The organism is Ornithinibacillus bavariensis, assembly GCF_050433565.1.
In the GTDB taxonomy this organism is placed as follows: domain Bacteria; phylum Bacillota; class Bacilli; order Bacillales; family Amphibacillaceae; genus Ornithinibacillus; species Ornithinibacillus bavariensis.
This window is the reverse complement of sequence record NZ_JBNPWZ010000002.1, coordinates 242,988-257,286: the sequence shown is the minus strand read 5'-3', so window position 1 is coordinate 257,286 and position 14,299 is coordinate 242,988. Positions and strand designations below refer to the sequence as shown.

At 35.8% G+C, this 14,299-nt stretch carries 13 protein-coding genes, 1 tRNA gene and 1 pseudogene; 7 read left to right on the top strand and 8 right to left on the bottom strand.

Annotated elements, in window-relative coordinates:
* Nucleotides 1-228: 228 nt before the first annotated feature.
* From HNR27_RS05160 to HNR27_RS05145, 4 genes and pseudogenes are all read left to right on the top strand, one after another.
* On the top strand, nucleotides 229-1,008 hold the full coding sequence (locus tag HNR27_RS05160; RefSeq protein WP_429338997.1) for a MerR family transcriptional regulator: 780 nt from the start codon (nucleotides 229-231) through the stop codon (nucleotides 1,006-1,008).
* Complete coding sequence (locus HNR27_RS05155) at nucleotides 992-1,669, top strand: DMT family transporter (RefSeq protein ID WP_429338996.1); 678 nt, start codon at nucleotides 992-994, stop codon at nucleotides 1,667-1,669. The genes HNR27_RS05160 and HNR27_RS05155 overlap by 17 nt, the downstream gene beginning before the upstream one ends.
* On the top strand, nucleotides 1,670-1,984 hold the full coding sequence (locus HNR27_RS05150) for a DMT family transporter (RefSeq protein WP_429338995.1): 315 nt from the start codon (nucleotides 1,670-1,672) through the stop codon (nucleotides 1,982-1,984).
* 55 nt (nucleotides 1,985-2,039) lie between these two features.
* Nucleotides 2,040-2,181: pseudogene (locus HNR27_RS05145) on the top strand (ISL3 family transposase); the annotation flags it as partial.
* Between the two features lie 136 nt (nucleotides 2,182-2,317).
* Here the strand turns inward: HNR27_RS05145 and queG are convergent.
* Both queG and HNR27_RS05135 read right to left on the bottom strand, forming a co-directional pair.
* Nucleotides 2,318-3,466 carry a tRNA epoxyqueuosine(34) reductase QueG gene (gene queG, locus HNR27_RS05140; protein WP_429338994.1) on the bottom strand — a complete coding sequence of 383 codons (1,149 nt, stop codon included), beginning with the start codon at nucleotides 3,464-3,466 and terminating at the stop codon, nucleotides 2,318-2,320.
* Between the two features lie 112 nt (nucleotides 3,467-3,578).
* Nucleotides 3,579-3,652 (bottom strand) — tRNA-Gly (locus HNR27_RS05135).
* 457 nt (nucleotides 3,653-4,109) lie between these two features.
* On the opposite strand from HNR27_RS05135, the gene dat reads away from it, so the two are divergent.
* The 3 genes from dat (at nucleotide 4,110) to HNR27_RS05120 (ending at nucleotide 7,752) form a co-directional block, all read left to right on the top strand.
* Entirely contained in the window at nucleotides 4,110-4,985 is an 876-nt protein-coding gene (dat, locus tag HNR27_RS05130; protein ID WP_429338993.1) for a D-amino-acid transaminase, read from the top strand.
* A 101-nt stretch (nucleotides 4,986-5,086) separates the two neighbouring features.
* The gene (locus HNR27_RS05125) at nucleotides 5,087-5,605 is read left to right on the top strand and encodes a P-loop NTPase family protein (RefSeq protein WP_429338992.1); all 519 of its coding nucleotides are present in this window, start codon (nucleotides 5,087-5,089) and stop codon (nucleotides 5,603-5,605) included.
* Between the two features lie 149 nt (nucleotides 5,606-5,754).
* Nucleotides 5,755-7,752 (top strand): S9 family peptidase, encoded by a 1,998-nt coding sequence (locus HNR27_RS05120; protein ID WP_429338991.1) that lies wholly within the window; start codon nucleotides 5,755-5,757, stop codon nucleotides 7,750-7,752.
* A gap of 279 nt (nucleotides 7,753-8,031) precedes the next feature.
* On the opposite strand, the gene HNR27_RS05115 is transcribed toward HNR27_RS05120, so the two are convergent.
* The 6 genes from HNR27_RS05115 to HNR27_RS05090 all read right to left on the bottom strand — a co-directional run bounded on the left by HNR27_RS05115 (nucleotide 8,032) and on the right by HNR27_RS05090 (nucleotide 14,254).
* Complete coding sequence (locus HNR27_RS05115; RefSeq protein WP_429338990.1) at nucleotides 8,032-8,742, bottom strand: MOSC domain-containing protein; 711 nt, start codon at nucleotides 8,740-8,742, stop codon at nucleotides 8,032-8,034.
* Nucleotides 8,743-8,875: 133 nt separating this feature from the next.
* Nucleotides 8,876-9,829, bottom strand: coding sequence for an alpha/beta hydrolase (locus tag HNR27_RS05110; protein WP_429338989.1), 954 nt, complete (start codon nucleotides 9,827-9,829; stop codon nucleotides 8,876-8,878).
* A gap of 141 nt (nucleotides 9,830-9,970) precedes the next feature.
* Entirely contained in the window at nucleotides 9,971-11,083 is a 1,113-nt protein-coding gene (locus tag HNR27_RS05105; protein WP_429338988.1) for an ABC transporter permease, read from the bottom strand.
* The gene (locus tag HNR27_RS05100) at nucleotides 11,080-12,345 is read right to left on the bottom strand and encodes an ABC transporter permease (RefSeq protein WP_429338987.1); all 1,266 of its coding nucleotides are present in this window, start codon (nucleotides 12,343-12,345) and stop codon (nucleotides 11,080-11,082) included. Before HNR27_RS05100 ends, HNR27_RS05105 begins: the two co-directional genes overlap by 4 nt.
* An 8-nt stretch (nucleotides 12,346-12,353) precedes the next feature.
* The gene (locus HNR27_RS05095; RefSeq protein WP_244853264.1) at nucleotides 12,354-13,286 is read right to left on the bottom strand and encodes an ABC transporter ATP-binding protein; all 933 of its coding nucleotides are present in this window, start codon (nucleotides 13,284-13,286) and stop codon (nucleotides 12,354-12,356) included.
* 152 nt (nucleotides 13,287-13,438) lie between these two features.
* A complete protein-coding gene (locus HNR27_RS05090) occupies nucleotides 13,439-14,254 on the bottom strand; it encodes a cytochrome c oxidase assembly protein (protein ID WP_429338986.1) in 816 nt (271 codons plus the stop codon).
* Between the last annotated feature and the right edge of the window lie 45 nt (nucleotides 14,255-14,299).

The following is a 14,299-nucleotide window of genomic DNA, read 5'->3' as shown; positions in this document are numbered from 1 at the left end:
CGGTCTAAATTAGTATTAATTTTATATCTTGGAATATATAGTGGTACTCCCTTCTCAATGGTTAAATAACAAGTAGCATAGGAATCGGTTATTTGCTGGGATATTAGGAAATGCAATATACAATCAGCGTATCAACAAATATACATATTAAATTTTTATCTTGCCCTAACGTTAACGTTAGGGTTTATTATCTAATTATAAATTAAAATGGAATAAAGGATGATATTTATGTATTTAGTAGGGCAACTTTCCAAAGCGACAAATATTAGCATACGGACCCTTCACTATTATGATGAGATTGGTTTATTAAAACCTTCCACAAAATCTGATGCAGGCTACCGTTACTATACAAAAGACGACCTAATCATACTCCAACAAATTATAGCTTTAAAAAAATTGGGTTTTAGACTAACTCATATCAAAGAAATAATTCAAGAAAATAGCGTTAATTCAAAAATAGAACGTTGGAAACAAGTATTTGAAATGGAATTAGACAAAATTGAGGAAGAGAAAAGACGACTAGAGCATATGGAGCGAAGTTTGCATGCAATAATAAGTTCTCTTCACTTAACAGGTGATCTTAGTGCAGATGATATATTACTAATTATTCAGTCCATACAAAATGGAAACGGAGAAAAATTTCTTGAACGGCAATTTACTAAAGATGAGCAATCAATAATTAAGGAGCAATTACCTGATTTAACGAGCGAAGATGAAAAAACGAAAAAATGGATTGAATTACTAAAGGACGTACATGAAATGGTTGATGAACCTATTGAATCATATCAGTCACAAGAACTTGCAAGGAGAATTATGCAATATATATCCGATTACCTTGAAATGGAGGATTCGTTAATAGATAAATATTGGGAGAAAATAAAACCAGACCAAGAACAATCTGAAAAAGTAGTAGGTTTAAATCAGAAAACAATGAATTATATAGAGACAATTCTGTATTGGTATGAAAATTTTGGTGCTGGGAGTAGAACCAATGACAAACAAGATTAAACGAGATGGTGCAAGATGGGACATTTTCCTTTATCATGTAATCTTATTTGTTTGTATTCATCTACTTTTTGTACGACTTTTTGGGCTAGTGCCACTTTCTGAATTAGGAAGTGTGGATTATAAGGAATATATAAAGGATAACTATTTGAACCACGGAGTAAATATTTACAAAAATAGCATGGCTAACACCATTAGTACTATATGGAAAACGATTCTAATTATTCATCTAATAGTAGAGTTAATAGAAACGATATTTCCAAAGAAGATAAAAGTAGGTACAGAAGGTAAAAAAGAGTTAGTAGCCAAAGAGATTTCAGACAAAAAGGAAGAAGGTAGAGCAAGCCGTGCATGGATATATTTAATAATAGCAGGATCATTAGAAATCATTTGGGCATCTGCTTTAAAAATGGATATGCTTGCAGGTCCATTTATTATTGTGCTGATTATTAGTTTTGATTTGCTCATTAAATCCGTAAAGGGATTAGGTGTCGGAACCTCCTATGCAGTATTTACGGGTATTGGTGTAGTTGGGATGGTAGTTGTTGATAACGTATTGTTTCAAGAAACAATTAGCCTTTTGAAGGGTCTATTAGTCGTACTACTAGTTGTATTTATTATCGGATTGAAAATAACCTCTAATGAACAGGAGGACATGAAATAAATGAGTTGGGTATATTTGATTCTAGCAGGCTTAATTGAAATTGTTGGAATTGTTGGATTAAAGAAGGTATCAGAAAAGGGTAGCTGGTTTATCTACATCATTCTAATTGGAGGCTTTATCATTAGTTTGTCGTTCTTACGTTTGTCCCTAGAACAAATCCCATTGTCCATTGCTTACGCAGTATGGACTGGAATAGGGACAGTAGGTGCAACAGTAATCGGCATATTGTTTTATAAGGAATCGAAAAATCCCTTGCGTATAGTATGCATTTTCGGGATTATAGTTACAATTATAGGGTTAAGGATAGTTAAATAGACTTACAGACTTTAATTTATTATACAGATATGATGTTTAAAGTGGAAGCAAACCAGACACCAGTAACGTTTTCCGTATGGCTAACCAAGAATTAAACAGTGTTAGAAGGCTCTCAAAGCTAAATTGACAGCCAAGTAAGGCGTACCGTAATGCGTGAGAGGTTTATCCTTCTCAAACGTAAACAAGACCTAAACGAATGAGAAGCATATCTCTCAGTCAACTTTGGTGTCGATTTACCACACATAATAAAAAATTGGATGAAGGAGACTTATAAGACCTTTTCCACCATAAAATCCAACTACCTTTAATTTATGTCCATAATAGATCTCCGTATTATCTAGAGTGCTGTACCTCGCGAAATGCTAATCCTTTTTCCATCTCATATAGAACGTCTTTATCCTTCTCCAATTCCATTGCATTTTCAATGGCGATAAACGCTTCCTCCGTGCCAATTTTCCCTAGTGACCATGCTGCAGTTCCTCGAATAACAGGCCGAGGATCATTTTTCATAACCTGAATTAAGTCCTGAACTGCAGTAGTGTCACGGTAATGTCCAAGTCCGATGATAGCATTTCGTTGGATTGGCTTTTTACCACGCCAAGACCCAGCAATATGTCCAAACGTTTCTTTAAATTCACGGTTCGTAATGGTCAGCATTGGTTTTAGCTTCGGCTTGGCAATATCATCCTCAGGCTCAAATTCCGAATGTAAATGAAAATCTATTTTTTTATTTTTGGGGCATACAAGCTGGCATGTGTCACAGCCATATACCCTATTACCAATTTTTGAGCGAAATTCATCTGGTAGGAAATCCTTTGTTTGCGTAAGAAATGCAATACATCGTTGTGCATTTAATTGCCCGCCTTGGACGATTGCTCCAGTTGGACAAGCATCGATACATATTCGGCAATCCCCACACCCATCTTCTGCAGGGGTATCAGGTACAAAAGGAATATTCGTCATGATTTCTCCTAGATATACAAAAGATCCAAATTCTTCTGTTATTAAGAGCGTATTCTTACCAACGAATCCGACCCCAGCACGTTCAGCCACTGCTTTATCAGACAATTCACCAGTATCGACCATTATTTTAGTAATCGCATTATCAATTCTTTCATGTATAAAGCTTTCTATTTTTTTTAGTCGTTCTCTTAGGACATGATGATAGTCCGTTCCCCAAGATGCTCTACAAAAAAATCCCCTTCGTTCTTCTTTTGTACTTTTTGGTGCATCTTTTCTCATTCGTGAAGGGTAAGCGACTGCAATTGAAATTATTGACTTTGCTTCGGGAAGTAGTCGTCTTGGTTCTGTTCTTTCCTCATTGGTTCCTTTTTCAAAACCAGATTGATAACCAAGCTCCTGCTGACGAATTAGTCGTTCCTTTAATTCACTAAACACATCTGCTGTTGTAAAACCAATTTTATCAATACCGATCTCCTTACTATAGGCAATAATTTCTTCCTTTAATTGATTTGTATTCATGGCAGTGCCTCCCTTCTTTTATTGAACTATTCTTAAGATACATTATGTCCGTAAAAAGTAAAAACGCAACGCTTCGTAAGTTTTTACGAAACACTGCGTTAAGACATATGTATGGAGCGGGTGAAGGGAATCGAACCCTCGACATCAGCTTGGAAGGCTGGAGTTTTACCATTAAACTACACCCGCATTTAATGTGTAGACTAAATATTTAATTGTAATTACGCAAGACATGCCCCTGCATCTACTAGCCTATTCGAAGAAGTTTATCCTTCGGGGCAACTCGGAGCGGATTCGGCAGTAGTAAAGCTCGTGGCTGGAGTTTTACCATTAAACTACACCCGCATTTAAAATGCTTATTTTAACTTGAGCATTTTTGAATGCAGAAATTATTATAGCAGGTATATGGACAACATGCAAGATTTTTTTATTCCCATTAAAAACATTCATTACGTAAGCCTAGCCAACCCATTTTGTAGTTTGGCATTATAAATTATCCTCTGGCTAAAATAGGCTTAACTTCAGTTAAACCAATCTCCTCCCATCTTAACCCATTATCAAAGTTAAGAATATTATATAAAAACAATCATTTACATCATTGATGGGAAGTAATAAAATAGTCACTATACGAAGGGAGCGATAAGGTTTGTCAATTTTTCCAGTAATTTTGTCTCAAACAAAGTTTATTCATCAAGATAGCTTAAAATTTCCTTTAGAGGAGCGTGCTCTTCAATTTGGAGATGGTATATATGAAGTAATTCGAATATATAGTGGTACCTATTACTTATTTGATGAGCATATTGATCGGCTATACCGGTCAGCTGAAGCTATAAAAATTAAACTCTTATATCCAAAAAAAGAACTTAAGGAATTATTACTAGAATTATTAAAACGAAATGAAATGACAGAAGATGGAAAGCTGTATATGCAAGTGTCTCGAGGTTCTGCACCTCGTGATCACGTTTTTCCAAAGGATGTCGATCCGAACATTTATGCTTATATTGGCTCCCAGCCTCGCAATCTAGAAAACTTAAAAAATGGTGTAGCAGTTATTACACAGCCTGATATTCGTTGGCAAAATTGCTACATAAAAAGCTTAAACCTGTTGCCGAATGTCATGGCAAAGCAAGAGGCCTATGAACATGGCTGTTATGAAGCAATTCTGCACCGTGATGGACTTGTTACAGAATGTTCTTCCTCGAATGTATATTTTGTAAAGGATGGGAAAATATACACACATCCTGCAACTCGGAATATTTTACACGGATGTGTACGAATGGCCATTGAGCGTTTCGCACGTGACCTTCATATCCCTTTTATTGAAGAAGCATTCATGCTAGAGGAAATTCAAGAAGCAGACGAAATCTTCTTATCTAGTAGTACTTCTGAGGTTACTCCTATTATCACGGTTGATGGTAAGCAAATAAGTGATGGGAAACCTGGCGCTATTACAAGAAAATTGCAAGCAGCATATGAAAAAGATGCAGCTATATTAGAAAATTCAATTAGTAGTTTAGTATAAAATCACTATATGAGAGCGGGTCTATTTCCTTAGTTACATGTGTTAACAAGGATATTGACCCCCTTTCTATTTACTAGAAAATTTTATTAAAGGAGCCTCTTATGAAAAAAATTACTATTTTAGGCAACCCTGGTGCTGGGAAATCAACGCTTGCTAAAAAATTAGGAAATATGCTAAATATCCCTGTATACCATATGGACACCTTTTATTGGAAACCCGGCTGGGTAGCTCGTGATGAGCAGGAACTCCTTCAGCTACATGACGAAGTATTAACACAGGAAAGGTGGATTATTGATGGAAACTATAGTGTAACCCTTCCGAAACGATTGGAAGAAGCTGACACCGTAATATTTTTACACTACTCCACAATAAAATGCTTATACGGTATAACGAAAAGGCGAATACAGTACCGTAATAAATCCCGACCTGATATTGGGAAGGATTGTCCTGAAAGACTTAATGTAGACTTCATTCTCTGGACGAAAAACTTTAACAAAAACAAGGCAGCTAAAATCTATGAAAAACTTGCGAGAATACCGCATGCCGAGTTACATATCTTTAGAAATCGGAAACAGTTAAAAAACTTTTTAAAGGAGTTAGAACAAAATCTAGCAAATTAATAATTCACAATTGCTTCGCAAACCGAAATAGTTTAGAATAAGGAATATTAGAAAGATATTTTCAATATTTTAATATTAAAATTCAAGCACAGGATGAAAAGGACGATTAATTTTCGCAATTTTCCGCACAAAGAAATGGAGGTTTTAAAATGGCAAAACGAGCTATTCAAGTAGACGACTTTCTAAATTTCGAGGTGTATAGTGATCCACAGTTTTCACCAGATGGATCTAAATACGCATACGTATCAACAACTATAAATGAAAATAAGGATTATGAATCGAATTTATTTATCCAAAACATGAACGAAGCGGATGCAAGACAGTGGACATTTGGACACAATAAGAATAGTAGCCCACGGTTCTCTCCTGATAACAAATCCGTTGTATTTCAATCCAACCGAAGTGGCATGCCACAGCTTTGGCTACTACCACTGGACGGTGGTGAAGCTAAACAGCTTACTACATTTAAAAATGGCGCTGTAGATCCTGTATGGTCGAAGGATGGTAAATTTATTATTTTTACCGCTCTACTAGAAGAGGGTGATGATGTTCTTGACCAAAAGGAGCTGTCCAAGGAAGAAAGACAGAAAGAAAACGAAGAGACAAATAAAAAACCTCTAGTTGTTAAAAAGCTGAATTATAAGTCAGATTCCTTAGGGTTTCTAGATGATAAAAAGTCCCAAATTATCTTGTACGATGTGGAAAAAGAAAACTTTATACAGCTTACCAATGGTGATTATCATTATGCTTACCAAGATATTTCTCCAAATGGTACTACAGTTTTATTCTCAGGAAATATTAGTGAAAATGCTGAATATGAGCTGAAAAGTGATATTTATGCACTAGATATAGCCTCCAGAGAGATAACAAGACTTACAGATGGAAAAGGTTCCTATTATTCAGCAGTATTTTCTCCAAGTGGTAACAAGATTGCTTATTTAGGTCATAAGCAAGAATATCTCAATGCAACTTTAACAAAGCTATATATTTATGATTTAGAGACAAAAGAACATACATGTCTTAGCACGGAATGGGACTTCCCTATTGGCGACCTAATTGCTGGTGATACTCGCTTAGGCAGCTCGGAAAACGGTCCAGTTTGGTCTAATGATGAAAATCGATTATTTTTCATTGGTTCGATTTACGGTGCTACCAACCTATATGAAGTTAGCCTGCAAGGAGAACTTAAAGAATTATATAATGTAGATAGTCATGTGTTCGGATTTTCTTATAATAGATTAAAGGATTCCTTCATAATTGGTGTAAGCACTCCTACGAACCCTTGTAATTTTTATCTATTAGATGCCAATTCTCAAGTAAAACAGTTAACGGATGCTAATAGAAAGTTTTTAGATGAGGTAGAGATCGGAACGCCAGAAAGAATCTCCTTTAAGGCAAAGGATGGCTGGGATGTTCATGGATGGATCCTTCGTCCTTATGATTATAAAGAAGGGGCTAAATATCCACTCATTCTCGAAATTCATGGTGGGCCACATGTCATGTATGGGCAAACATTTTTCCATGAAATGCAATTACTAGCTGCAAAAGGATATGTTGTTCTTTACATTAATCCACGTGGAAGCCATGGATATGGCCAAACATATGTAAATGCTTGTCGTGGTGATTATGGTGGTGGAGATTATCAGGATCTTATGTCTGCTGTAGATTATGTACTTGAAACATATGAATTCATTGACAAGGAACGTCTAGGTGTAACAGGTGGAAGCTATGGGGGCTTCATGACAAACTGGATTGTAGGACATACAAACCGCTTCAAAGCAGCCATTACACAACGCTCTATTAGTAACTGGCTAAGCTTCTATGGAGTTAGTGATATCGGTTACTTCTTCAATAAATGGCAGCATGGCTTTGATCTTTTAGATGACCCAAAAGCACTTTGGGATATATCTCCATTAAAATATGCGAGTAATGTGGATACACCACTACTAATCCTGCATAGTGAACAAGATTATCGCTGCCCAATTGAGCAAGGAGAACAGTTATATGTAACATTAAAGCATTTGAAGAAGGAAGTAGAATTTGTCCGCTTCCCTGGTGCAAACCACGAATTAAGTCGTAGTGGCAAACCAGAACTTCGGATTGAACGATTAAATCATATTTGTTCATGGTTTGAAAAGTACTTATAAGAACATATAAGAAAACGAGGCTGGGACATTACAAAGAGATTTATTCTAAAAACGAACAATGGCCAAATTAGCTTCGGAAATATACGTAGACTCCTTGAAAAAGAGAACCACTTTTTCTGCGTGCGATGTATCGCTGCCGGAGCATTCCTTGTCCTGCGGGAGGAGAGGCTCACCAGCCGCCCGCGGAACGCGAAGTATATTTCCGAAGCGGGTTTACGCTGTAACTATATGAATTGTTCGATTTTTATTTTCAAATAAATTCTTTTGTCTCAGCCTCTTCTATTCCACATTTGGTCCAAACACACGATTTTCTCCTGATGAAGCTTTTCCTGCTAAGCGTTTCGATAATGTATTCTTCCAACTTTCTGCAAGTAACTCACAATTGGCTAATTCTTTTATTAGCTTCAGCTCAGCTTTTTTATCATACATCACTCGGTTACAAACCGTAATTGTCCAATTCGGATATGGTCGGTCGATGAGGTTTAATTCCATCCCTTCCTGAACGCTTCCTTCCCTCAATACTCTGAAATACCAGCCAGTCTTTCCCGATTCTTGGATTCGCAGTGCAAAATCCATAGTCCGAAACCGACGGGCAGGCTTCCAGCATGGTCTTCTCGGTTGGGAAACTTGGATAATCGCCGTTCCAAGCTGATATGTATCACCGATACAAACAGTATCTTCATCCAAGAATAGTAGGGCGAGGTTCTCACCAAAAGCTCCTATTCCAATATCCTTATTTATCAGTTCCTGTTGCCAATATTCATAATGTCCTACATTATAGGCAAATATAGCTTTTTCTGGACCACCATGATTCTTCTTGTCAGCAACTTCATCTCCAACTAGCCCCGTCTTGCCCAGCCAAACTTTTTCATTCGTACTTTTCTTGAACATGCCACTCTCCCATTGTTTATCCATTGGTTCTTTGGCATCTGGATCTCCAACCTTTTTTACCTTTCCTACTAATAATTTTGCAACATACGGTTTAGTCAATCATTCTCCCCCCTCTCCTAAAAGCCGATTAGTAGCATATCTTTTTTCATAGTAAAGTCTAGAAATCTAATAAGCAAATATAAAATAAGGGTACTAATATTTATCTCTTAGTACCCAATACAACCTCAACATATTAATTCATATTTTCTTGTAAAAAATCATTTAATACTTTTATATATTTTTCCTTATCCATCACAAATGATTCACCATGGTTTGCGCCATGAAACGTGACTATTTTAGCTTTACTGTTTGTATTTTCATAGAGTTTGTGAGCCATTTCTTTCGGTACAAATGTATCTGCATCACCAGTTATATATAATATTGGGATAGTGGTTTTTTTTACTTGTTTTAGAGCAGAAGCTTCTGTGAAAGAATAGCCCGCCTTTGCTTTTGTTACCAGACTAGTCGTGTGAATAAATGGAAATGGTGGAAGATGAAACATCCTCTTTATCTGGTAGGAGAATAAATCCTGTACACTCGTATATGGACTATCTGCGATGATCACTTTTACATTTGGTGGTAGCTCTTCTCCACTAGTCATTAATACAGTAGCAGCACCCATGGATAAACCATGTAATATAATCTCGGTATCTGGTCCAAGCTTATCGACTAATAAATTAATCCAGTCGAGATAATCTAAACGATCTTGCCAACCAAATCCGATATAATCTCCTTCACTTCTACCGTGTCCACGTGCATCAGCTGTAAAGAAGTTATAGCCTAATGCTTCATAATAATATTGACCAAATAGCCCCATATCACTTCCACGACCTAAATACCCATGTGCTGCAACCACAACTACATTGGATGGTTTCTTTGCCTTGAGAAAGTAACCCTGTAAGGTTAATCCATCTCTTGAAGTCATTTCCAAATGCTCAAATTCCTGGTTTTCTACCCATTCTCTCCATCCACCCTCTAGTAATACATTCATGGTTTCGGCTGATACCTCGAGGTCTTTATTTCCTTGTAAAAAATCCTTTGGCCCACGGTTTATTGCTAAATCATAAAAATAGAAACTAGCTACAATATCTATAATAATCAAAACGACAACAAGTCCCGTTATAATCTTAATGATTCTTTTCTTCACTTAACTACCCCCTACCGGAAATGCCAGTTAATTTCTATGATACTATTATACTAGAGATTTCCATTACATTCCTTTGGTAGATATTTGTAAACTCCCCAACTAAAAATGGATTGACTGAATTACAGTCAACCCATTTGAATTTTAAACATGCCTACTTTCCATTAAATGAATGCCAATCCCCATCATGATAACACCCATTAGGACTAGTACACTAATTGGGAAGAGTAACTCATGAAATGAATAACCGTAGACAGTTGCACCATTTAAAATTTCCATTCCGTATTTTATCGGATTAATTTTTGATAAGGTTAGTAAGACCTTCGAGGATACAATCTCTAGAGGCCAATATGCTCCTCCAATCATTGCCATACTAACCGATACAATTGGAAGAACTGCATTAAATTGTTGCGCTTTTTTTACAACTGCAGTAATTAAAATGCTAAGTGATACAATGGAAAAGACATATGGAATTAATAATAATAAACTCTCTATGAATCTCCCATAAAAATTTACTCCCATCAGAAAACGAAAAGTTAAGAAGATAACAACCACCTGTAAATAACCTGTTAAAAAGCTATAAATCAAGTTTGCTACATACATCTCCCATTTTTTTACTGGTGATAAGATAATCCGATCCCATACACCATCTTGTTTCTCCGTTAATATTGGAAGTACATTATAGGCGATGGTGTAAATAACAAAAAATAATGTAAAGCCAAATAAACTATGCAATGAGTTATCATAAACAAATGAATCTTCATTTTGAAAACTGGAGGTTTTCATTTTAAATACTGGTGAATGCCTCAGATTTGTAAATTCTTCTAATATATTATCTTTATCACTTCTTGTAGATATATTATCAATTAATTGTTCTTGTTGGAGTTTCTTGGTATAAGCAGCTTGGACGGTCTGTTGGACTAGTCCTTTGTTAGGTGAATCCACACCGACTAAAACTTCAAAGTTATTTTCATGTAGAATAATACCCAATTCTGCTTTTCCAGATTCTATTTTATCTTTTAATGCTTTCTCGCTCATCCAACTAAAAGAATATGCCTCTTCCTTTGCCAACTCTCTTCCAATTATAGAATCACGAATAGTCTCATTTTCACTGTGAATCGGAACGTAGATTGACGACCCTCCCATTTCAGAGCTACCAATAATAAATGCAAAGAAAATAGACATACCGGTAAAAATTAGGAACGTCCATGGATTCCGAACAAACAATTTCAGTCTTGCTAATAGTATTCCTATCACTTTGATATCCTCCTTTTCGGAAAGCATAGCGCTGCAACAATAACCAGACTAAAAGCAAATAATAGTAAGAAGATTAAATGATCACCAATATCTAATAGGCTATCCCCTCTTAAGATACTTATATATGCAGACATACTAGCACCGTTTGGTGTTATGTTTCCTATTGCTTGAACAAATGGTAAGAAGTCGCCAATAGGAAAAAAGCTACCACCTAATACCGATAATAAGGTAACTACGACACTGCTAAAAAAACTAGTAATAGATACAGAGTTAATTCGATAGCTAATTGCAGATAATAGTACGGCTAACCCTCCTACAGAAAAAGAAAATGCTAGTGTAGTAGCGAAGAATGCAATTAAATCTGGCCAAACAATGCCAAATACAAGCCACGAAAAGGTGAATACAATAATTGTTTGCATAAATGCAAAAATAGTACCAGACATTAATACGCCGATAAAATAAACCCAACCTGAGACATCGGAAATGATGATTCGATCAAATACATTTGATCTTTTTTCTCGAAATGCATGGCTACCTATGGAACCAGCGATATAAAGAACATTCATCACTACCATCCCAATTGAATAATATGCTTGGGAGGATATAGAACCTTTCTCATCAATGGTAGTCATTTTTCCTACCACTGTCTGATTACTTACAGCTATGACCGACGGGTCAATTCCATTTTTATCCAGGAATACACCAAGTGATAACTGATCCTGAAACTGGGTTAGAATATTGTTCACAATACCTGCCCCTACATGACTTCCTTCATTTAAGTTTATCTTTAGGCTAGGCTGTTCAGATTCTCCGAGAACTATATACTTCAATAGCTCGTAGGTAAAATTTTTCGGAACTTCAATAATACAGGTATATGTGTTATCCTTTAAAACTTTATCTCTATCTGAAGGATTCACATAATCAAGCTCAACAAAATCCTTCATGCTTTCATCTGTAAAAATTTCCTTTAATGCAGTAATTGGCATTGACTGATTAATGTTCTCTTCTATTCCAACTAGTACATTTGGTGGAAGTTCCTTCTCTATTTCATGAAGAAATCGGTCTACTTGTTCCGGTTCTGATTCATTTTCGATTAAGGCAATTTTTACTGTAATTGGACTACTTCCTGCTTCCATAAAACCACTTAATGCTGTTCCTAGTATGGTTATTAAAACCATTGGTAAAGCAATAAGTAATAATAATTCCTGTGGATTCCGGAAAAAAATTAAACCTTGTTTTTTGATGATGTTCCATAGCATCATATCCACCTCTAATCCCTTAAAGCTCGGCCAGTAAGATGTAAAAAGACATCTTCCAAAGTAGGGGCCTTATTATCCACTGAACTCAATTCAATATGGAATTGCTCTGCAATTCTTATTACCTCTGAAAACATATTGACAGCTCTTGGAACGATAATTAGAATCTCTTTTTCCCCTACAGTTATTCTGTTTACAGAAGGATGATTCTTTATGGACTCAATAAAATCGGTACTAAACCGCTCGGCTTTGATCGAAATAGTATTTTCAGAGGATAATATTCGTTTAATTTCCTCCTTAGTACCTGAAGCAATCAAATTTCCCTTATCCATGATATAGATTCGGTCACATAAGAACTCTACCTCCTCCATGTAATGACTAGTGTAAAGAACAGTCATTTTCCTTTCTTCATTAAATCGTTTTACGGTTTCTAAAATATAGTTTCGAGATTGTGGATCTATCCCCACTGTCGGTTCATCCATGATGATAACTTCCGGATCATGCAATAATGCAACCCCAATATTTAACCTTCGTTTCATACCTCCTGAATACTTTTTTACTACCTCTTTCCTTCGATCTGTCAGTCCTATTTGTTCTAATACTTCGTCTATTTTTCTATTTAACTCCTTCCCTCTCAGCTGGTATATCCTACCGAAAAAGCGCAGATTTTCTTCTGCTGTAAGATCCTCATATAATGCAATCTCTTGTGGTACCATTCCTACCACCTTCCGAAATGCTGACGGACTTTTGATAATGCTTTTATTGTCATAACGAACATCTCCACCTGTTGGGTCCAATAAGGAAGATAGCATAGAAATAGCTGTTGATTTTCCAGCACCGTTAGGTCCTAATAACCCAACAATTTCTCCCTTTTCAATGAACATATTTAAATTCTTAACCGCATAGGCATCTTTAAATTTCTTCGTTAGATCTACTAATTCAATCACTTGAATCCCCTCCTAATCAAAGAATACGTTTATAATAACCGAAAGAATACTACCGTAAGTCATTAGATTGGTCACTTCGAACATGACTAAAGTCATTTTATTATAAAAAAAGAACAGTACTTTTATGGTAAGTACTGCTCCTCGACTTATTATTATTTATTTTTCATGGATATGTTCTTCAAAAATAATGATATCGAAAAAATGACCAGGCCAACCACTAGCCATATAACTCCACCAATATGCTGCTCTCTAACTGGTTCAAATGGTAGTAATAGTAGTACATCCTCCGAAGTTAGCTTATATCCTGCAGGCAAACATACCTCTAGGGCTTGTGTAAAAGTTGTCAAATCTGTATATGCCTCATATAAGACCCCATTTGATACCATTAGTACAATAGAAAGTGGAATAAGCAATAGAATGCACAAAAGATGGTAAAGAACAATATACTTCATACGATGAGCAAGACGATAGATGATTGGGGTCCATAATAACGTGGCTGTAAGCAATAAACCCAGTAAATAAAAATAGTTTAAATATAAATCAATTCTTGCTTGATCAAAAATTGGTGGATGATGATAAGCATATAAAAACAAAAAGAATGCCCCAATAGTAAAGTATGGCTTAGTTATAAAATGAACACTACTTTTAATGATGCTTATATTCAGTAGACGATAAATTAGTTTGCGCTTCATCCCAATTAAAAGCATAGGCGGAGCCACGAAACATAGTAATATAATCTGTATAATATGTGAGCTAAACTGAATTCTACCAATAATATTTAATGGACTTCCAGCTGCAATAAAAATAATAATTAGTCCAACTAAAAAAATAACTGTTTTCCAAATAGAATGCTTTTTTTCCTGTGGGAGCAAAAACAAATAAATAATTGCAGTAAACCCTAAAAAGAGAAATATCCCCGCATTCCAAAGCGAAGAAAATTGAAATTCTTCTAGAATAACATCAAGCATTTCAAACACCACCTAGCCAGGATTGCTGTCTAATTACCCTCATTA

Excerpts from the sequence above, each read along its gene's own strand:
- HNR27_RS05120 (WP_429338991.1), top strand. The coding sequence starts at position 5,755 with ATGGCAAAACGAGCTATTCAAGTAGACGACTTTCTAAATTTCGAGGTG.
- HNR27_RS05090 (WP_429338986.1), bottom strand. The coding sequence starts at position 14,254 with ATGCTTGATGTTATTCTAGAAGAATTTCAATTTTCTTCGCTTTGGAAT.
- HNR27_RS05100 (WP_429338987.1), bottom strand. The coding sequence starts at position 12,345 with ATGATGCTATGGAACATCATCAAAAAACAAGGTTTAATTTTTTTCCGG.
- HNR27_RS05150 (WP_429338995.1), top strand. The coding sequence starts at position 1,670 with ATGAGTTGGGTATATTTGATTCTAGCAGGCTTAATTGAAATTGTTGGA.
- HNR27_RS05160 (WP_429338997.1), top strand. The coding sequence starts at position 229 with ATGTATTTAGTAGGGCAACTTTCCAAAGCGACAAATATTAGCATACGG.
- HNR27_RS05155 (WP_429338996.1), top strand. The coding sequence starts at position 992 with ATGACAAACAAGATTAAACGAGATGGTGCAAGATGGGACATTTTCCTT.
- queG (WP_429338994.1), bottom strand. The coding sequence starts at position 3,466 with ATGAATACAAATCAATTAAAGGAAGAAATTATTGCCTATAGTAAGGAG.
- HNR27_RS05125 (WP_429338992.1), top strand. The coding sequence starts at position 5,087 with ATGAAAAAAATTACTATTTTAGGCAACCCTGGTGCTGGGAAATCAACG.